General features: G+C 49.4%; 19 protein-coding genes. All 19 read right to left on the minus strand.

Annotated elements, in window-relative coordinates; genetic code table 11:
* Positions 1-7: 7 nt before the first annotated feature.
* A complete protein-coding gene (locus SATMO3_RS17960; RefSeq protein WP_371371114.1) occupies positions 8-523 on the minus strand; it encodes an FMN-binding protein in 516 nt (171 codons plus the stop codon).
* A complete protein-coding gene (locus SATMO3_RS17965; RefSeq protein WP_371371115.1) occupies positions 524-1,192 on the minus strand; it encodes an ABC transporter ATP-binding protein in 669 nt (222 codons plus the stop codon). It lies immediately after the preceding gene.
* A 14-nt stretch (positions 1,193-1,206) separates the two neighbouring features.
* On the minus strand, positions 1,207-2,406 hold the full coding sequence (locus SATMO3_RS17970) for an ABC transporter permease (RefSeq protein WP_371371116.1): 1,200 nt from the start codon (positions 2,404-2,406) through the stop codon (positions 1,207-1,209).
* Between the two features lies 1 nt (position 2,407).
* Positions 2,408-2,809 carry a DUF4418 family protein gene (locus SATMO3_RS17975; RefSeq protein ID WP_371371117.1) on the minus strand — a complete coding sequence of 134 codons (402 nt, stop codon included), beginning with the start codon at positions 2,807-2,809 and terminating at the stop codon, positions 2,408-2,410.
* A complete protein-coding gene (locus SATMO3_RS17980) occupies positions 2,799-3,014 on the minus strand; it encodes a hypothetical protein (RefSeq protein ID WP_371371118.1) in 216 nt (71 codons plus the stop codon). The genes SATMO3_RS17975 and SATMO3_RS17980 overlap by 11 nt, the downstream gene beginning before the upstream one ends.
* 35 nt (positions 3,015-3,049) lie before the next feature.
* A complete protein-coding gene (locus tag SATMO3_RS17985) occupies positions 3,050-3,694 on the minus strand; it encodes an ABC transporter ATP-binding protein (protein WP_371381743.1) in 645 nt (214 codons plus the stop codon).
* Between the two features lie 114 nt (positions 3,695-3,808).
* The gene (locus tag SATMO3_RS17990) at positions 3,809-4,939 is read right to left on the minus strand and encodes an ABC transporter permease (RefSeq protein ID WP_371371119.1); all 1,131 of its coding nucleotides are present in this window, start codon (positions 4,937-4,939) and stop codon (positions 3,809-3,811) included.
* 9 nt (positions 4,940-4,948) lie between these two features.
* Positions 4,949-6,232, minus strand: coding sequence for an ABC transporter permease (locus SATMO3_RS17995; protein ID WP_371371120.1), 1,284 nt, complete (start codon positions 6,230-6,232; stop codon positions 4,949-4,951).
* 15 nt (positions 6,233-6,247) lie between these two features.
* Complete coding sequence (locus SATMO3_RS18000) at positions 6,248-7,495, minus strand: Fe-S-containing protein (RefSeq protein ID WP_371371121.1); 1,248 nt, start codon at positions 7,493-7,495, stop codon at positions 6,248-6,250.
* A 99-nt stretch (positions 7,496-7,594) separates the two neighbouring features.
* Positions 7,595-8,236, minus strand: a complete 642-nt coding sequence (locus SATMO3_RS18005; RefSeq protein WP_371371122.1) for an iron transporter — start codon at positions 8,234-8,236, stop codon at positions 7,595-7,597.
* An 86-nt stretch (positions 8,237-8,322) separates the two neighbouring features.
* Positions 8,323-9,513: an FTR1 family protein gene (locus tag SATMO3_RS18010; RefSeq protein ID WP_371371123.1), complete on the minus strand. Its 1,191-nt coding sequence runs from the start codon at positions 9,511-9,513 to the stop codon at positions 8,323-8,325.
* Between the two features lie 162 nt (positions 9,514-9,675).
* Complete coding sequence (locus tag SATMO3_RS18015) at positions 9,676-12,024, minus strand: heavy metal translocating P-type ATPase (protein WP_371371124.1); 2,349 nt, start codon at positions 12,022-12,024, stop codon at positions 9,676-9,678.
* A 20-nt stretch (positions 12,025-12,044) separates the two neighbouring features.
* A complete protein-coding gene (locus SATMO3_RS18020) occupies positions 12,045-12,413 on the minus strand; it encodes an ArsR/SmtB family transcription factor (RefSeq protein WP_371371125.1) in 369 nt (122 codons plus the stop codon).
* A gap of 472 nt (positions 12,414-12,885) precedes the next feature.
* Positions 12,886-13,488, minus strand: a complete 603-nt coding sequence (locus SATMO3_RS18025) for a chromate transporter (protein ID WP_371371126.1) — start codon at positions 13,486-13,488, stop codon at positions 12,886-12,888.
* Between the two features lie 18 nt (positions 13,489-13,506).
* Positions 13,507-14,070, minus strand: coding sequence for a chromate transporter (locus tag SATMO3_RS18030; protein WP_371371127.1), 564 nt, complete (start codon positions 14,068-14,070; stop codon positions 13,507-13,509).
* 137 nt (positions 14,071-14,207) lie between these two features.
* Positions 14,208-15,998: an alkaline phosphatase family protein gene (locus tag SATMO3_RS18035; protein WP_371371128.1), complete on the minus strand. Its 1,791-nt coding sequence runs from the start codon at positions 15,996-15,998 to the stop codon at positions 14,208-14,210.
* Between the two features lie 18 nt (positions 15,999-16,016).
* Complete coding sequence (locus tag SATMO3_RS18040) at positions 16,017-17,165, minus strand: mandelate racemase/muconate lactonizing enzyme family protein (protein ID WP_371371129.1); 1,149 nt, start codon at positions 17,163-17,165, stop codon at positions 16,017-16,019.
* Between the two features lie 18 nt (positions 17,166-17,183).
* Positions 17,184-17,867, minus strand: a complete 684-nt coding sequence (locus tag SATMO3_RS18045; protein ID WP_371371130.1) for a GntR family transcriptional regulator — start codon at positions 17,865-17,867, stop codon at positions 17,184-17,186.
* A gap of 464 nt (positions 17,868-18,331) precedes the next feature.
* The gene (locus SATMO3_RS18050; RefSeq protein WP_371371131.1) at positions 18,332-19,666 is read right to left on the minus strand and encodes a gluconate:H+ symporter; all 1,335 of its coding nucleotides are present in this window, start codon (positions 19,664-19,666) and stop codon (positions 18,332-18,334) included.
* Positions 19,667-19,848: the final 182 nt, after the last annotated feature.

Here is a 19,848-nt window from a genome sequence, read left to right on the forward strand (position 1 = left end):
ATGTCGCCTACTCAAATATTTTTTTTACCGTGTCCAAAGCCCATCGCGTTAGCGAAATACTGGCACTGGACTTGGCGTCCACCGGCGCAGCCTGGCTGAGCGCCTTTTTCACTGCTTCGCTAAACTGCTGATACGATACGGTGGCCCCTGATACCGTGTCAATAGTCTTCACGTTTTGCGTCTCCACCAGCTTGGCCGGATAGGCCATCGAAGCTTTTAGTGCGTGTTGTGCTTTTTTGTAAAATTCCTGATTTTCAATTTTGCCATTGGTTTTGCCGTAATCTTCATCCTTAATTGTGCCGTCTTTTTTAATTCCTTTGTAATCAGCCTTGACGATCCGCCCTTTTTCGATGACCAGCGTGATTTCACCCACTGCGCCCCGTTCATCCGGACTGCTCCGGGCCGTATAGGTCCCATCTTTATAGTTTTTTGCCGCTGGCCCCGTTTCCCTGGCTCCGCCGCAGCCGGCTAACAGACTGACGGACAGCAAGGCGGCAATCAGCCCGGTAATCCAATTACGCATTCATATCCTCCCTTGTTTGGTCAAGCATCCTTGTTGCAGGTAAAAGTTCACATCGGCTCTGGCTGCCAGGGCGGGATCATGCGTCACCAAAATAAGTCCCTTTCCTTCCTTGCAGATTTCCAGCAAGCTGTCGGCCACTTCGGCCGCGATAGCCGGATCCAGATCATTGGTCGGTTCATCCGCGAGGATCACTTGCGGACGTAAAAGCAGCGCCCGGGCAAGCGCTACCCTCCTTAGCTGTCCGATGCTTAATTCTTGCGGTCGATAATGAAGCCGCTGCTCCATCCCAAACCGGCTCAATAATTCCTGCGCACGCACCGCGGCCGACTTTCCTTGCCGTGTTAGCCATGCCGGAACCATAACATTTTCCAGGGCGGTGAGGGAATGGACCAGCCTCGTCCGCTGAAAAACAAAGCCGAAATAGTTGGCGCGCAAAGCCGTCAGATCATGCGGACCCAAACCGCCGGTATCATGCCCGGCAATGATTACCGTTCCGTAAGTCGCCTGTTGCAGCAAACCGATAATAGATAATAGTGTGGTCTTACCGCCGCCTGATTGCCCGGTAATTGCCAGGGACTGGCCTGACTGCAGTCCCAGGGAAACGTCGGTCAAAATACGCTCCTCACCGTAGCATTTACTGACCTGGCGCACTTCCAATAAATATTTCATGGCGATTCTCCTTTCTAATCGCATTCGCCGCGACTTATTATCGTACTTGGGTCCATCTGACTTCCTTCATATGCTGGAAGCCATGCGGCCAAAGCACTTAGACCAGTAAAGCTTCCGGTTAACGCCAAGCCTAAACTCCCCAGGACCATCCAGGAAGCAGGCACAAAAGGAAACGCCTGATAAGCTTCCAATACAATCAAGCCAACATGATACAAAATACCGCCAAGCATTAATCCTGCCACCGAACCAGTCGAGGCCACCATTACCGCTTCGCCGATAATCAATACCGCAATCGAACGTCCTGATGCGCCTAGCGCCAAATATAATCCCCATTCGGCCTGTCGTTCCCAGGTCAGCGCGTAAAACCGGGCGAAAAGCTGAAAGAGCGATACCAGTCCGGTCAAGGCGCCGGCGCCGCCCAGCAGCACCCCCAGCACGGCAAATTGATCCTGAATACGAGACTTCACGTCCGCCGCCACAATGGTTTTTACATAACCGTTCTGCTGAATCCGGTCAACAATTTCGTCGAGATTGGCTTCCGGCTCGACTTGCACCAATACGGCCGATATCCACCCCTCCGGCGCACCATATTGCTGCCAGGCGGCCTGCATACGCGGATTAGCCGCAGCCACCCGCCGCGCCTCCTCCATGCTGACCAGTAGGGAATAATCCAACGTAGTGCCGGTCTCCTCCGCAATGGCGACAATATCGTACCATTTGCCGAGGATGGAAATACGGTTCTGCTGCCAGGTAGGAACTTTGGCGCCAAGAATGACTTCCTGATTGTCCAACCCGTTTTTACTCACTTTTTTCAGCCATGGCCCGATAATCCAGTCGCTGTCAGGATCATAGCCGATCATCCGGTTTTTAGTGCCAATATCATGACAATCAGCCGACAGTTTCTGCGTAAAAAATTGCGGTGTTGCGCGGACAACGCCCGAAACTGCGCGAACAGCCTCCAGCATATCAGCCGGCAGATAGGAATTGTCTGTTGCCCCGCCAAACAGATAAAGGCTGGGATCCAGTCTGGCGCCGCCATAAATGACGACAAGATCCGCGCCCATGCGTTGCCGGGAAAGTTCCATACCTCTATCCACGCCATGATAAATGGCTGCCATGCAAAAAAGAATGGCCACTCCGGCAGCAACGGAGAAAACCAGCGCTGCATTTTGCAGTTTGCGGTGACAAACGCTCTTCCAGATGAGTGCCAGCATATTAGTTGCCCCGGTATTGCCGGTAATTTATCCAGGCAATGATCGCGCCGGTGATCGTCAACAGACTGGCTCCCACGGCTGTGAAGAACGCGGTTTTCTTGCAGGCGCCGTTAGCGCAAATGCCGCTGATCCAGGGTTCAGGCAGCAAAGCCAGCACAATGGCTAGCAGCGCCAGCGTGAAGCCGGTCATCATTCGAGCTTCCGCCGTTTTCAGCACTAGCGAAGCCCAGGCCAGGATGATGGCGACTAACGTCAGCAGAAATTCGGCCTGGTAGGTATAATGGCAACGCATGGGGCCGCCAGCGGCGGTAAGGCCGGTGCAAATAGGGATAGCGCGTGGCAGTACGAGTAGGAAAAATCCTATGGCGACTGCAATCCAACCCAATATTTTATCATATTTCATATGCTTCTTCTCCTGTCGCCATAGCTTTCACTTCCGTAGCCGCAGCATAAAGAACCGCTGCATTGACCGGAAACAGTCGTCCGTGCGTGGAGTGGTCCATGCTCGGTATTTGCCGGAAAGGAGCCCGGTTTATTCCAGCATAAACCGCTACTGTTCCCAGCAAAAAAAAGATGCTCGCAATAAGCAAGAATTTTACCAATTGCATCGTCTTAATTCCTCCTTTGCTCTGTCAGGCAACCTTCAACCACATGCTTGTCCACAACGCTGCTCACCGGTAATCCGGCCATGCCCCAGCACGATGCATCGCTCGGCCCGTTCTGCCACTTCCGGGTCATGGGTCACGGTAATAATCGTATGCCCCTCCCGGTGAAGCGCCTGAAAAATCTCCAATACCAATGTCTGATTGGCTTCGTCGAGATTACCCGTCGGTTCATCCGCTAGGATGAGCGCTGGATAGTTAATCAAAGCCCGGGCAATGCAGACCCGTTGCTGTTCCCCGCCCGAAAGCTGACTAGGCAAATGCCGGGCCCGCTCTTTGAGGCCCACCCGTTCCAAAGCCGTAAGGGCTTCGGTTTCGTCCGGCATACTGTGATAGTATTGCGCCACCATTATATTTTCTAAAGCTGTCAAATACGGCACCAGGTGAAACTGCTGAAACACCAGCCCGATTTTATCCCGGCGAATGGCAGTCAAGCCTTTGGCAGGTAAAGTGGACAAGTCCACTCCGTCTAAAACGACCGCCCCGCTGGAAGGTTTATCCATACAACCGATAATATTCATCAATGTGGTTTTCCCTGAGCCGGATGGTCCCATAATCGCCAGCCATTCGCCCCGCGTTACCGTCAGTTGAATGTTATCCAGAGCCTTTACCGTTCCGTAGTCCATGGTAATACCGCGCAATTCCAATGTATTTACTGTAGCCGCTCCAAACTCGTCGCCAATTACCAAGATTTTCTGGCCGTGCCTTTCCAACATTTTCATTTTTATCATAGCCCTCCTTTACTCGCCCCGGAGCACAATCGCCGGTTCCACATGGGTCGCTATCCTAACCGGAATGAGACAGGCCAGGCCAGCCACCGCTACCGCCACGATAAAAGCAGCCAGCGCTATGAGCGGTTGAAACGATATGGACCGGGCAAAAACCTGGATACTGACGGCCTGAGCAAAAAAGAACCCGCAACCGGTGCCCAGCAGACCGCCCAACCCGCCGAGCGCTAATCCTTCTCCCAGAAACTCCAGGACAATGCTTCGGTTCTCCGCCCCCAGCGCCTTTTTCAGCCCGATTTCCTTACGCCGCTCGGTCACTACCGCCATCATGGTGGTAGCCACGCAAATCAGGGTTAACAGCAGGACAATCAGCGTGACTAAGTACACCAGCGCCTGCAGTTTACCCAGCACCAGCCCCTCCGACTGGGTCAGTTGTTTGACCAGCCGCGGCGTGATGCCAGGCACTGCACCGGTCACTTGCTGCAACCAGGCCGTCAATTCGGTTTCGCCAGCTTGCACGCTCACCTGGGCCACGCTAACCTGGCCGGGTTTGCTCAGCCACTGCTGCAGCAAGGGCAGTTCCATAAAAATAAAGTCCTCTTCATTGCCCCCGGTGTGGACAATACCCGCCACCGGCAGCTTTTTCTCTTCATCAGACCCCGGCACCGCCACTGTCACCGTCTGGCCTGGTTCCAGTCGCAGCCGTTCCGCCACCTCTGCGCCGACGACTACCCCACCGGAGCCGGGTACCGGCCATTGGCCTGTAAGCTGCCAGTAGGGGCTTACTTTTTGCACGGCGGCAAAATCCGTGCCTGCTGCCATGACCGGCTGGGCATTGACTTTTACCCGATCATACAAATACGGGGCTAAGCCAATCACTTTCCCCTGCGGCAGCGAACCCGCCGCCTGCTGCACGGTCTGTTCCCGCAAAACCTGATTGTCCCCCGCCGGCAACAATAAGAGATTGGCCCCGTAGGAGCGAAATTCCCGGCCCATTTGCCGGGGTACATCGTAATACAGCGTCACCAGTCCTGACAGCACGGTCGCACCAATCGCTACCGCCAGCAAAGCGACAAGCATGCGCGACCGGCGGCGCAACAAAGCATATAATACCATTTTTCCGTATAAAGAGTATTTTGTCATACTATTCTATCACCTGCCATGAAGTACTTCAGCCGGCCGTAGCGTAAGCAGCATCCGCATGGCCGGCAGGCTGCCCGCCAGCGTCACCATCGCGACCAACACCATGACCAAAGGGATGACCATGCCCTTGGCCGCCACAGCGGACCCAAACACGCTCCAGCCGATAATCTGGGCAAAACCCAACCCGGCGAAATAGCCGACAAGCCCGCCGCCAGCCCCGGCCAGCAAGGTTTCCACCAGCACTAAAAGTGCCACCGCGCCGTCGGTCGCCCCCAACGCCTTCAGCAGCCCGATTTCCTTACTGCGTTCCATAACACTGGCGCTCAACAGATTGGAAATGCCCAATGCCGACCCAGCCAGGCTAAGAACGGTAATCAGCAGCATCAACAACTGTGTCTTCTGCAAGATTGCCCCTTCTGATTCCGCTACCTGCCGTACCGGTTTGGCGCGAGCTCCATTTACCACTTCCTCGATTTGATATGAAATAGAGCTGACATAAGCGGTGCAATACCAGGTTTCCCATTCTTTAAGCGATAGGCTCTTCGGGTCCTGAGCCGCCTTGCGGGCCAGCTCGTTTTCCGGGGTAGTGATGGCGCTTACCTCTACTTTGCCGATTTTCCCGTCCAACTGCAACGCCTGTTGCACCTTGCGGAGAGGCACAAAAATCTGTTCGTCCTCGTTTCCGCCACTGTTAAACACCCCGGTTACAGTGAAACGCTCGGCCTGCTGTCCGCCCACTAACCGGATGGCGATTGTATCCCCAGCCCGCAGCCCGAGTTTTGCGGCCAGCAGACTTCCCACCATTGCACCTTGATTATCGGTATCCGTAACCCAGCTTCCCTGAACGTCCCACCAGGATTTCAATGCCTTAATGCCCGTAGAGGCCGTATCACCGGTCGGCAACGGGAGCTCATGGTCAAACCAGGTGCCCACGATCGGGATGGTTTGTCCGTCCGGGCCCACGGCATCAGTGAGCAGACTGGGCGCAAAAGTCACAATGTTGTTCGCCCAAAAGATCGTCTTAATTTTGCCCAAATCGGCTTCTTGCAGGTACTGACCACTCCCTTCGGCCGTCTCCACGCCGTAGAGATCTTTCACTACCGACGCCGCCCGGGGCGTAACCGTGATATTGGCCCCGTACGCTTTGAGCTCCCGGTTGACTTTGTCACCAACATCCAGCATCACGTTGAGCATGGCTGTCGTCAGGGAAACTCCCAGCGCAATGGTCAGCGCTACCATGAACAGCCGCCGCCGTTGCCGGGCCAACGCACCTTGCAGCATCCGCCAAAACATAGTCCTTCCTCCCCGCTAAAATCGTTCTTTTTCCTTTTCCAGGGCCGTCACCGGTACGACCAGGTTCCCTCCGTCCACCTTATGGGCCAGCGGCACCGGATTGCAACCGCCCGTAAACCCGATGGTCGCCGTATTCATAACTACATCGCACAGCTTGCACACCACCTGGCCTTCGCGTTCGTAATACCCGGTCGGTCCGCAAATATCACAGGCGTCCAATCCCACCCCGTAGGCCGAACCACTTTTCTTAATGATGATAAACCGAACCGGCTTTCCATTGGACGCCGTGTAGACAAAACGATGCAGATGACCGTCACCCGCTGTTGTCAGCGGCACCCGGACTTCATCCTGTACGGCCGTTACCGGCACAGCCGGCGACAATTCCACCTTCTGATCCACATAGGCCTTGCCCACGCTGGTCAACAGCAAAATACACAGCAAGTTTGTACCAACCACCGCCCCCCAGCGCCGCCGATTGCGTTCGGTGGCACGGATTTTGCGCTGCTTGGCCGGATTGAGGTCCGGGTCCACCGCCGCTGACCGCCGGAGTAATAGCACCACTGATAATATTAAAGTGCTGACCAACAGCGCATAAAAAAACCAGTCCAGACCATTAATCAACGGCACCATGACCGCCAGCAACCACTTCTTCATCGGCACCAGTCCGCGGACCAGCATGACCTGCACCACGCTGACCGTATGTTGGGCCATCACCGTCAAAAAGCCGGCCGTAGCCACACCAAGCACCGTGACGGGCGGTAAAGGGAACGCTACCCTCAGTACAGCCACCGCTGCCAGTACCGCCAGGCCCATGCCCAGCAAATAGCCGGCGATCTGCAGCCACAGTTCGCTGCTGGCCCAGGTGGTGGCCATTACCAATCCATTAGCTGGCACCAGCAATATATCCGGTCCCCGGTAGAATAGCAGTGCCGCCGGCACGAGAAACGCCACGCCGCTTGGCAGCCAGCCGCCCGTTTGCAACTTCCTCCGCCGATAGCCCAGCCAGCCGTAGAGCAGCAACAATACTTCGCCGACCAGCGCCACTCCTTGTGTCCCCAGCTCGTATAATTCACGATTAATCCATACCGTATACCATTCCATCAGCGCCACAGCCAGTGCGCCTGCGCTGCCAAACACTACGCCCCGCCAAAACCATTTCGTCACCTTTTCCCCTGGTCTCTGGCCGGTAAGAGCAAAGAGCAAAGCCAGGGGAATACAGATTGCTGCCAGATTTTGCAGCACCGGTATCAAGTATTGAAGCATACGCTGCCCCCTTCTTTACTTAATCCCCGCAATGGGGAAAAGGTCCGGGAACGGATTCCCGGACCACTTGTTTTTCTACCTTTTTTTCAGGAATGCGGATTAAGCGCCCCATTTTCTTGGAATGAAATCAAATTCCCATTTGACTTCCAGCGGCTTGGTCCAGAACCGGCCCGGCACCCCGGTTTCCTTGTCGGTATGTAGCATGAAACCTTGTTTTTCCGGACTTTCAATAATAAACACCACTTCATATTTGCCGGCACCCAGCATTTTTACATTAGCGCCATAGTGGGGTCCGTCCGTGGCATTCATCGGCATGAAATTCCCTTCAATCACTTGCCCGTTATCCAGTTTTTTCAGTTTGTATTTTACCGTCAAATTTGGCACCCAGTCCCCTACACCGAAACCGGTTTTGTTGTCCGCGGTTGCGGAAATATCGGCTTCCAGATGCAAGTCGGCTTTATCGGGCGGCAGGCTCATGCCGGCCGGCTCCATCGTTACCGGCTGGAAATACACGGCAGCAATCTTAAGCCCCTCCGTCTCCTGTTCTTCGCCAATCGGGAACTCCTCGAACCCTTTAGCTTCATTCGGCGCGGCCGCTTTGTCGGTTTTGGCCTCGGTTTTCGCCTCCTGTTTAGGCGGTTCGCTCGGTTTCGCAGTCTGGCTGCTACCGCAACCGGACGCAAATACGGCCAATGCGCTCACCAGTACCAGCATTAGTACATAATAAATTTTCTTCCTCACCTGTGTAGCCTCCCTTTTTTCTTCCATTTATTTGTTAATAGCACTACCTATTAAACAAACGACAATCACCAATTAGTTCTCCAGCGTCAAGCTCCAGCGGAAAGCTGGCTTTTATTTTTGCGCCGTTGATATAGAACCCCGCCAATTGCCAGCAGTATCAAGACAAACTGGGGCACCAGCGTCTCCCAAGTAGGATAAATGCCCAATAAGTCAATGGTTTCCACGCCCGGGGCCGGCGTTACACTCACAACACCGGCTTCCTGCAGTTCCTTTATGCCACCGCCTGCAAAGCTAATGGACAAAAGGTACATGAGCACACTGGTGCCCAAAAAGAATGGCTTCAACGGAATTCGCACGCTGCCGAAGCGAATAAGAGCAAAAATGACCACCAGCGCTACGCAACCTACAGCAAAACCGCCCCAGATCACGCCCTGCTGACCGTCGGCATCAGCAAACAATGCCTGATAAAAAAGTACCGTTTCCGCCCCTTCCCGGTAGACCGCCAGAAATGCGGCCGCTCCCAGGGACCAGGTATTACCACCGCTCAAGGACTCCTGCACCTTGCCCTCAATATAGTTTTGCCAGGCTCGCGTTTCTGCCTTGCCCACCATCCAGTGGCTGACGGAAAACAGCACCACTACTGCCAGCAGCATGGTCGCACCTTCCAGGATTTCCTGATTGGCGCCACTAATGCTGAACAGTTGCTGAAACGCGACGGCGGTTGCAAAACTGGCCAGAATCGCAGCTAGGGAGCTATAGTAGACAATACGGGTTTTGGCGGCGTTACCGGATTTGATCAAATAGGCAATAATTGCGCCAATAACAAGAATAGCCTCAAACCCTTCGCGCACCAGAATCAGTAAGGACGCCAGGAATGTCTCCGTCGGATTCTGCTGTTTGCCATCCAGTTGGGCCGCATCCTCACGCAACATGACAACCAAAGCCTTGACTTCCTTTTCCACTTGGGCCACCGGGGCCTGGTTGGACATCAACTTGCGAATTGTGCTGATTTTATATTCCTCGATACTGGCCCGTTTGCCGGAAATATTGGACATGACTGCCCGTTCCATGCCGTCTTTTTCAAACACGCCGAAGTAGGCATCGTTCACCAGTTCCCTGGCTTTCTCGGCATCCCCCTGTTTATACACAGTCAGTGACTGATTCAAGACCTTCTCCATATCGCTGACCACATGCCCCCAGGTTTTGGCTGCCAGGGCAGTGTTGGTACTAAAGGCGAATAATAGAGGCACCAGCAAAATCAGCAACCATTTACGCATACTTTCACCTCCTTTCACTGTCCTTATCTTCACAATAATCATTTTTTATTCAAGGGAATAATAATCATTATCAAGTACGAGGATAAAAAAAATTGCTCTGCCAGCTTCGCGTAGAACCCAACCAGCACCGCCCGCGTTGTTAGCGGGCGATACCGTCAGGCCCTAGTCTTTGGCCTGCACGTTAAGCAGCCGCAGACTGTTTAACGTCACCAGAATAGATGCTCCCATATCGGCCAGGATAGCCAGCCATAATGTCAGCCAACCGGGAAATACGGCCAGCACGGCAACGGCTTTTATGAAAAGAGAAAAACCAATGTTCTGCCGAATGATGGCTAGCGCCTGACGGCTAAGCCGGATAGTAAAGGGCAATTTTGCCAAATCGTCCCCCATCAAGGCAATATCTGCCGTCTCCAAGGCTGTATCCGTACCCGCGCCGCCCATGGCGATACCGACGGTCGACAGCGCCAGCGCCGGTGCATCATTAATACCATCACCGATCATTGCCACTTTGCCATATTGTATAAGCAGGGATTCTACGGCCGTTACCTTATCCTGTGGCAGGAGGTCGGCCCGGTAATCATCCACCCCGACCTGTGCCGCCATGGCCTTGGCTGTAGCAGCATTATCACCAGTCAGCATGATGGTATGACGGATACCGACTTGCTTCAGGGCGGCCAAAGCGGCAGCACTGGTCGCCCGCACTTCGTCGGCCACGGCGATCAGACCGAGAAATGCCGCCTTGGTGCCTACAATCATGGCGGTTTTACCTTGTTCCTGGAGCCGCGTCACCTCCTGGGCCACCGGAGTTAATGCAATATCCAGTTCGGTGAACAGGCGTGGATTGCCGATATAGACCATTTGGCCGTCCAACGTCCCTTGCGCGCCTCGGCCGGGCAGCGCAGTAAAATCGTCCACCGGGTTGACTTCATAACCGCGCTCTTTTGCTGCTTTAACAATGGCTACCGCCAGTGGATGCTCCGAACGGGCCTCCAGGTCGGCTGCAAGCGTGAGCAACTTTTCCGGCGCTAACGTTCCGAGTGGCACGACATCGGTCACTACCGGTTCACCTTTGGTCAGTGTTCCAGTTTTGTCAAAGGCAATGGCGGTTAAAGCCCCCGCTTCTTCCAGATAAATGCCGCCTTTAATCAGCACCCCGTTTTTAGCAGCCGTACTGATGGCACTAACAATCGCCACAGGGGTGGACACTACCAACGCACACGGACAAGCTACTACCAGAAGTGCCAGGCCCCGGTAAATCCAGGGTGCCCAGTCATACCCGAGAAATATGGGCGGAATTAGGACCAGTCCACCTGCCAACGCCAGTACAATCGGCGTATACACAGCCGCAAACTTTTCTACAAAAGCTTGGGACGGCGCGCGTTTGCCCTGCGTCTCCTCCACCATATGAATAATTTTAGCAATTGTTGTATCCTGCACCAGTTTGGTTACCCGAACCTCAAGCGAACCATGGGTATTGAGCGTCCCGGCATATACCTCTGCGCCAGGCCCTTTCTCCGCCGGCACCGATTCACCGGTGATGGCCGCCTGATTGATTGCCGATTCCCCTTTGACAATGACGCCGTCCATAGCGATTTTTTCCCCCGGTCGGACAACCATAATATCATTCAGGACAATGTCTTCGACCGACACTTCCTCTTCCATAGCTTCGCGCCGTACCCGGGCCGTCTTGGGAGCAATATCCATCAACTGCCGGATCGAACGGCGGGCTTTTTCCATTGTCCACGCTTCCAGCATTTCCGAAATGGCGTACAGAAAAGCAACCGACGCACCTTCTTCGTATTGGCCGATGGCCAAAGCACCGATGACGGCCACGCTCATCAGTACGCTCATATTGAAATTCATCCGCGGCAAGGCATATGCCGCTTTTTTGAAATTGCCCCAGCCGCCCAGTACCATTGCCACAATATACAGGGGCAAAAAGACCAATGCCGGACCGCCGAATTTTTCTACACCGTAGGCTACCGCTAAACTAACCCCGGACAACACGGCCCGGCGCAGTTCCCAGTCCACCTTGGGTTTAGATTTCGCTTGATCCGTTACTTCCCTAGCCGGCTCTATCGTATAATTCTCTTCCTGACCCAGCCGCTGGATGGCTGCCAGATCGGCCGCCCCTTCCACCGTCAGTTTGCCGGTCATGGTATTGAGCGACACCGCTGTTACGCCCGGCAGTTCCTTCACTGCCTTTTCAAACTTTTGCGCACAATCCAGACAGGTAATGCCCTCCACCTGGTAAGCGGCCGTTCTCTTCGGGCTGGTCACGACCGGTGCCACTGTATAATTTTCTTCCTGGCCCAGCCGCTGGATGGCTGCCAGATCGGCCGCCCCTTCCACCGTCAGTTTACCGGTCATGGTATTGAGCGACACCGCTGTTACGCCCGGCAGTTCCCTCACTGCCTTTTCAAACTTTTGCGCACAATCCAGACAGGTAATGCCCTCTATTTGGTAAAATGTCTTGCCTATTGCTTTCCGTTCCTCGGTTAATGTCGTCAAGCAGACACCACCTCCAACCTTTATTTCTGCCGAATGTGGTCAACCCCATACTGCAGCAAGGTAGCAACGTTCTGGTCATTTAACGAATACCAAGCCATCGTGCCTTCCTTGCGATATTTAACCAGCCGAGCTCCGCGCAGCAAGCGAAGCTGATGGGAAACCGCCGACTGGCCCATTTGTACCACGGCGGCAATATCACAAACACATAACTCCCGCTTGGACAATGCCTGCAGAATTTTAAACCGGGTTGTATCCCCCAGCAGCCTGAACATATCTGTTATCTGCTGCACCTCGATCTCCGGCACCATCTCAGCTCTAGCCAGACATATCGTTTGGGGATGCTCACATAATTCTTCACATACATCGTTGTTACAATTGCACCTTTTCATCACACACCACCTAAGAATATGAATATGTATATGTATTCATGTAAAATATAGCTTTTCTTGTCCGTAGTGTCAAGAAAACGCTAGGTGGCTGATGAGAAACACACTGCCTTATGAGATATACTGACCTCTCTCGTTTTTCACGCTGCTTTACATTGCAGACTCGAGCGTACATTATCAATATCTGATATATGAATACCTTTTCATATAAACAATATACTCCTTACGGTAATGGTTGTCAAGAAAATAAATGGCTATCTGTGGCCATTTAGAAACCATATGTAACCATCAAATGATTGGCTATCTGGTTATACTCCTTACTGTAAATCGTATCATCAATCACCGTCTTCAAATTCAATTTGACCAGTGCAGCCAACTCTCTGTGCAATTCTTCTCTTTAACTTTATTCCTGACTGTATCTCAAGCTCCACTTAAAATAAAAAAGCCCTCGCTTAGAGGGCTTGCCTCTTGGGCTTTACAACAAACTGTTCGAAAATACCATTATTCCAATGATCCCAGAGATGAGAATCAATACAAGCGGAGCTAACTTATTTTTCGCTAACAGAAAAAAGGTTACCGCCGTAATTACAAGGCTCTTGGCTTCAAAAAAATGCCATCCATTAAAAATAACATTAATGCCGGAGTCAAGTATTCTGTCATTAGCAGCAAATAGAATGCCGTTTTCTAAAGCCAGGCTTATTGCTGCATATAGAATAATTCCTGTAATAGCTGGCCGTAAACCATAAAAAGCCGCAGATACTAACGGATGCTTATAAATCTTAAAGAAAAATAATGCGACAAACACTACTAAAACTGTTGTTGGCAACGTAATGCCCAAAAAAGCAGCGCCCGCCCCAGGCAAACCGCCAACCTTATAACCCAGCCCGACTGCTAAATTTACACCTACGGGCCCTGGTGCCATAGTTGCAATTGCAACAGTATTGGTCAGTTCGGCAGCTGTCGCCCAGTGATTTGCTTCAATTTCTGCAATAGCTGGTGGAACCATTACAAAGCCACCACCAAACGAAAATAAACTTAATTTAGCAAACAACCAAAATATTCCAACTAAAATTTCCATAATTGTCCTCTTAGATAACTAACATTTATATTTATCCAGAAAAATACCAGTTAAAGCACCGGCCGTTATAATTAATACAATGTACATCGGAGCCATCATCATTGCACAAAACGCAAAAATAGCTATCACGCTACATGCATTATTTTGAATGGACGTTTTCCCTGTCGTATATGCGGCATAAGCTATAAGGCCGATTACCGCCGGACGAATTCCATTGAAAGCAGCTTGCACAACCGGATTGGTACTGAATTGCTGAAAAAGTACGGACAAGGATAACACAATCAGCACACAAGGGCTTAAATTGCCCACAATAGCAACTAAGGTTCCCGGTATTCCTGCAATACTGTAACCAACAAGCGCCGCTGCATTAAGACCGATAGCGCCCGGTAGTGAACCGGCAACAGCAATAATATCAACGGCAGTTTCATGTGCTACCCATTTTTTCTTTTCCACTATTTCATTTTCGATTAGAGGTACCATAGCATACCCGCCACCAAAACTAATACTGCCCAGCTTAAAGAATGCCGCAAAAATCTCCAGTAACAAGAAATTTTTTTTGTCTATACGAATGACCTGTTTCATCCTTTTTCTCCTCTCAAGGTTACTTAAGGCCTACTAATCTTATCGCGATTATCTGTAACTTAAAGCCGCCTTCACCACGATCAGTAAAGGCGGCTGAATCTTCAACTGCTACTACACATACAAATACAATATTTTCGCTAGTTCTGGAAAAAATCGGTCATAATGACCCCGTCTAAGGAAGACTGTTTTATATCAAACAGCTCAGCAATCATAGCTGCAGGATCTACCATACGCCTTGGACCAATTGTTGTTCTTTCCCGATAGTAACCTTGCCGGATTCCGGCACCATACGCTAGAAAAACACCGTAATTGGAAGACACATTTGTCGTAGCCGTTGGTTTTTGAGGGCCATGGTTGGCACCCGGCAATGCTACAGGGCAAATATCCTCTCCGCCTGCACTTACTCCCCATACAAAACCAGTATTATACGCGAAAATAATATCGCCTGCATACTGACCCCAGTAACCAATTCCCACTGCATCCTCTTTCTTTAACGCCATGCTGACGGCATTACGAATTTGCCCCTTCTCCTTTACATGCCAATTGCCAAGAAGATATAGCACATTCTCCCTGATGGTCTCAAATTCTTCTGGAGAAACCGTTCCCTGAGGCTCTCTCCCTTGTAGATTTACATATATCTCAAGTCCACCACGTTCATTTTTTAGAAATACCTTGCTCTCGGCCAGTATAACACTGCCGTCAGAACGTAATTTCACAAGACCATTCCGTTCCAAATAGCGATAAATATCGCACATATACGCATTAGGCACGCCCCCGTGATCGGATGCAAGGATAAGAACGGTATCTTTATCCATTCCTTCCAATATTCGTCCCATTGTACGATCAAGTACCTTGTAGCATTCGCGAATGACATCTCCGTATTCTTCAGCGGTCTCGGCCTTAAAAAACGGCGAAGCCGGATCATACTTTCCAAGACAGGTATGCTGCGACTCATCAATCAGCCGATGAACGGTTGCCCATAAGGCAAACCCGCATCTTTTTGTCAGATAAAGCGCTGAATCTGCCAGCCAAAGCGACTGATCTTCAGCTTCTTGCAACGCAGAAATGCGATATTGTTCATTGAGTGCTACTTTAGAAGTCCATTTGCTAATAAAAGGACCAAACTGTTCAAACAATACCTTCTCCAGTTTGGCATCATTTGAAACGCCTCCTAAACGCATTACTTGGCTTTGTAAAATTTCGACGTGACTGTTTTGCGGATCAAATTTTCCAAGAAAAAAACGCACCTGCCCCTTAGATTTATTGATTTGAATAGGCAACCATTGGCTCCATTGCCCCACTATAAGGTCAACAGCCGTTTCATCTGCATAGATTCGTAATTGGCTCCCCTCCGCGAAAATGGATAAGGTGACAGATTCTCCATTATGGTCAGACAATTGTAATTGGTACTGTCCATCTTGAGAAATAATCCGCCGCCAAGCCCCCTTCTCATGAAAAGCCAGAGCCGCCACTGGCGGCCAACCTAGTTTTTGTTGTTTGGGATTCTGATTACCCGCTTGTTCTATATCAATCGTCGTATGAATCATGGCAGGGCAAAGCTCATATGGCGATGGCTCTACACTGCCCCAAAACGGTGCGAACTGGAAATGAGGAGTATCAGTTGAAATGCTACCAATAAAATTAACCAACGCAGCACGTTCCCCATTATCTTTCATTAATGATAATAGGCTATACTTTTTTTGATTATTATGCTCTCTCCCTTGTCCAACCCAGGTATTTCCGGGGCATTGACCGGTCAAAAAACTGACCCAATTGACATCGCCCCACGCTGAGACAAAGGGCAGCAGTTCAGTTGCCGCTCCTTTTTTAAACATTTTATCAATGTTCGGCAAGATCCCCTCTGCCGCAAATTTCTTAAGTAGCGGCATCATTAATCCATCAACGCCGAATATGATACACTTTTTCATATTCCCACCTCACTCTCGTTATTTTTTGACTTCATAACGTTCTATTACTTCGCGGTTAATTTCAACCCCTAAACCAGGTCCGTCAGGAATTTTAACAATTCCCTCTTCCATATTGATTGCATTAAATATCAGTTCCTGCCGGAAGGGATGGGAAGACTGATCATATTCCAGCATAGGTTCGATAGGGTTAAGTGCAAGTGGCGCAGGAGGCACAGTAGCTAGAAATTGCAGGGAAGCGGCAAGCCCAATGCCCGAGCCCCATACATGCGGAATCAATGTCATATGCCAAGCTTGCGCCAATGCCGAAATTTTTCTGCATTCAGTGAATCCGCCTGCAGAACAAAGATCCGGCTGGACGATATCAATAGCTCGTTTGCTCACCCAATCCCTAAATCCAATTTTGGTAAATTCATTTTCTCCAGCGGCAATATAAATGCTGGTTAGATTTTTTAATTCCCGGTATCCGTCAATATCTTCAGGCGATATCGGCTCTTCAAACCACAAAATATCCTCATTCTCAACTGCTTTAAGTATTTTACGAGCTGATGAAACATTATAGGCATGGTTTGCATCAAGCATCAATTTTATGTCCGGACCTATCTCTTTGCGCACTTGACGAATATAATGGATATCCTCTTCAACGCCAAAACCAATTTTTAGTTTCATTGCCCCAAACCCTTTGGCTATGTGCATTTTTGCTTCTTCAACAGCAGCCTCAGGATACTTTTTGCCTGCAACCCGGTAAAAACCGGTAGCATACGGCGTTATACTATTGCGGTAAGCACCTCCTAGTAATTTGCAAACCGGTTTGCCTATTGCCCGTCCAAGACAATCCCAGAGTGCGATATCTACCGCACTAATCGCGTTAGGTACTGCCCCTTTTTGTCCGAATGGCCGGGTTAAATTATACATACGTTCCCACAGAACATCGACATCAAATGGATCTTGCCCTATAATAATCGGCTTTAATGCTGTCTGGACAATGGTTTCAGCAATCTCTGGCGGCTGCAGACCATGGCAAAGCGATTCACCCCAGCCGATTATCCCTTCATCGGTGATAATCTCAACAATCATAGTGCCACGCTGGGTTACCCAGCCCATTGAAAAGGCAAATGGCTCCGCTAATGGGCTTGTTAATACATGCGTTTTAACATCAATAATTTTCATAATTGTTCTCCTTCACGTTTATGGTTGGCATTCAAACCACTTTCCGTATGACTCGTTAACAACAGCATCTAAAATACTCCGCTTACTGCTATTGATATGTTCCCGCATTGCTTTTTCGGCTTTCTCACCATTGCGCTCAGTTAGAGCCCGTAAGATTTCATAATGCTCTTTATAGGATAACAGGGCACGCCCGGGCAGCTTGCTAGCCATGATATGAAATCTTCTTAACTGGTCGTTATATAACCTAAGTACTCTGTTCATTTGCTGATTATTGACGGCTTCAAATATTTTCTCGTGTAATATGTCGCCCGGATCAACTTCATCTATATCCTTAGTTTGCTCCTGACTTGATATTTTTTCCATATAGAGGTTTAGTCCATCTAATACCTCTTGAGGAAGCAGTTCGGCGGCAAGGCGGGCTGCTATTCCCTCTAAAGCCTCACGTACAACAAAAATTTCCTGAATATCCCGCAGTGATACACCAGCTACAAACCACCCTTTGCGAGGCGTTAATCGCATAAATCCTTCTTGTTCTAAACGTTGCAACGCTTGCCGGACCGGCGTTCTACTTATTCCGAATTTTTGCATGAACATAATTTCAGTTACAGCACTACCTGGATGTAATTCAAATTCCAGTAGCATATTTTTAATTTGGCTATACGCTATGTCACTTAACGATTTTTTTTCTGTATTAGATTCCACTGATACCTTCTCCCTTCATTGCACACCTTTACTTAATATTAGACTTTATTAATTCTGTCTTTATTGCATTCAGGTTGTATACAATAAATTGTATAATTCACACTATCAGGAGTCAATATCATAAGATCAACACTAAAAATAATCAACAGGTTAATTTCCGATTTATCCATCCGCGAAGATTTCCTATGCGATTGCCTAACACTATAGCGGTAGGTTAAAAAGCCTACCCGGCACCTCTACTATAATACAACCAAAGTTTGCGAGTCATTGTTCTGAGCAGGTACGACGAAGCAAACTCTGGCACAAGATTAGGGTTTGAGATTGCCACACTCCGCTGCGTTCACAATAACCTTTCGATTCGATAGTGTTGTATATAGTAAGTTGAAGACCATTCAGCCATCGAAAAAACAGACGGAGTATTCGCTGAATATTAAATCGCTTCTTGAACTTATCCGCTCAAAGCATTACAAAATGGCGCTTATGATCAAGACTCCGATTAGACCTGTGATGGAAAGAAGCGATGAATATACAGTCCTAACTTTCATCGTATCTATAAGCGACAATCCAAAATATTCCTTAAACATCCAAAATCCAGGGTCATTAACATGAGAACAAAATACGGTCCCACAAGCTGTAGCAAGCACCATTAATTCGGGGCTAATTCCAACAGTACTCAATAACGGTAATACGATTCCTGACGCCATTGTCACAGCAACAGTTGATGACCCGACGGCAATTCTTATAACAGCTCCCACAAACCACGCTAACATATAAGGATTCATCTGCAGGCCCATAGTCATTGCTTTAATAGAATTTGCAACTCCCGAGTCTACAATGACTTGCTTGAATGCACCGCCGGCTGCTATGACTAATACGATCATGGCGATCGCTTTTACAGCCGAAGCATTAATTTTTGCTATTTCATCCATCTTCATTCCACGAGCAATTCCAAGAAAATACATAGCAAAAAGAACAGCAATAAATAAAGCAATCGGTGCACTTCCAAAAAAGCCCAAGTATATTTGCAACGGATCATTCTTTGCAAGTAAGAGTTCGCCAATTGTGCTAATCGCTATGAGAAATACCGGCAGCAAGGCAGATAATATGCTAATTCCAAAACCAGGCAATTCTTCTTCTTTTAATTGATTTGTACTGATTAATCCAGCAGGCATTACTGCGTTGATCTTCTTGACCCAGTTCGTTCTTGCATAGAATACGCCTAATAATGTAGCGGCAACAATAGCAATAGGAAGACCCAAAAGCATGGTCTTTCCCATATTGGCATTAAAAACAACGGTAACTGCCGCAGGCCCCGGATGCGGTGGTAAAAAAGCGTGTGTTGCCGCCAAGCCGACAATACCGGGCAGGCCTATATATAATAAGGGTAATTTTGTTTCAGCAGCAACTGTATATATAATCGGTATTAGTACAACAAAACCTGCTTCATAAAACATTGTAATACCAATAATAATTGCAGTTAACAATATAGCCCATTGAATATTTTTAAGGCCAAATTTTTTGATGAGGGTATTGGCGATTTTTTGGGCCGCACCTGATTCAGCCAATAATTTACCTAGCATAGCACCAAATGTAAGTATTAAAATTAAGCTTTTTAATTGATCGCCAATCCCATTATATATTGATTTTGTAATTGCATTTAACTGCATACCCTCCATTAATCCAACGGCTATGGCCGCCAACATCAATGAAATAAAGCCATCGATCTTTAAAACAACCATAAGTACTAATATCAAAGCTACCCCAACAAAAACCAAAAATACTGACATTGTAATTTTCATTCCTTTCTCTGTATGCCGCAATCGAGCCCGTCGCTCAAAGCACAAAATATATGAAAGTTATTTCGTTCGTCCCCGTGACCTGGTACATTCTTGAACTAATATTTCACCAATCCTCCTTAATATTCATGTCGTACACATATTGTATACAACAAAATTATACAATTCGTACTATTCTATGTCAA

Origin of the sequence: Sporomusa aerivorans (assembly GCF_041428895.1) — a bacterium.
Lineage (GTDB): Bacteria > Bacillota > Negativicutes > Sporomusales > Sporomusaceae > Sporomusa > Sporomusa aerivorans.

Bases quoted from the DNA above. Each gene is read 5' to 3' on its own strand.
- SATMO3_RS17960 (WP_371371114.1), bottom strand. From the start codon at position 523: ATGCGTAATTGGATTACCGGGCTGATTGCCGCCTTGCTGTCCGTCAGT.
- SATMO3_RS17965 (WP_371371115.1), bottom strand. From the start codon at position 1,192: ATGAAATATTTATTGGAAGTGCGCCAGGTCAGTAAATGCTACGGTGAG.
- SATMO3_RS17970 (WP_371371116.1), bottom strand. From the start codon at position 2,406: ATGCTGGCACTCATCTGGAAGAGCGTTTGTCACCGCAAACTGCAAAAT.
- SATMO3_RS17975 (WP_371371117.1), bottom strand. From the start codon at position 2,809: ATGAAATATGATAAAATATTGGGTTGGATTGCAGTCGCCATAGGATTT.
- SATMO3_RS17980 (WP_371371118.1), bottom strand. From the start codon at position 3,014: ATGCAATTGGTAAAATTCTTGCTTATTGCGAGCATCTTTTTTTTGCTG.
- SATMO3_RS17985 (WP_371381743.1), bottom strand. From the start codon at position 3,694: ATGGACTACGGAACGGTAAAGGCTCTGGATAACATTCAACTGACGGTA.
- SATMO3_RS17990 (WP_371371119.1), bottom strand. From the start codon at position 4,939: ATGACAAAATACTCTTTATACGGAAAAATGGTATTATATGCTTTGTTG.
- SATMO3_RS17995 (WP_371371120.1), bottom strand. From the start codon at position 6,232: ATGTTTTGGCGGATGCTGCAAGGTGCGTTGGCCCGGCAACGGCGGCGG.
- SATMO3_RS18000 (WP_371371121.1), bottom strand. From the start codon at position 7,495: ATGCTTCAATACTTGATACCGGTGCTGCAAAATCTGGCAGCAATCTGT.
- SATMO3_RS18010 (WP_371371123.1), bottom strand. From the start codon at position 9,513: ATGCGTAAATGGTTGCTGATTTTGCTGGTGCCTCTATTATTCGCCTTT.
- SATMO3_RS18020 (WP_371371125.1), bottom strand. From the start codon at position 12,413: ATGAAAAGGTGCAATTGTAACAACGATGTATGTGAAGAATTATGTGAG.
- SATMO3_RS18025 (WP_371371126.1), bottom strand. From the start codon at position 13,488: ATGGAAATTTTAGTTGGAATATTTTGGTTGTTTGCTAAATTAAGTTTA.
- SATMO3_RS18030 (WP_371371127.1), bottom strand. From the start codon at position 14,070: ATGAAACAGGTCATTCGTATAGACAAAAAAAATTTCTTGTTACTGGAG.
- SATMO3_RS18035 (WP_371371128.1), bottom strand. From the start codon at position 15,998: ATGAAAAAGTGTATCATATTCGGCGTTGATGGATTAATGATGCCGCTA.
- SATMO3_RS18040 (WP_371371129.1), bottom strand. From the start codon at position 17,165: ATGAAAATTATTGATGTTAAAACGCATGTATTAACAAGCCCATTAGCG.
- SATMO3_RS18050 (WP_371371131.1), bottom strand. From the start codon at position 19,666: ATGAAAATTACAATGTCAGTATTTTTGGTTTTTGTTGGGGTAGCTTTG.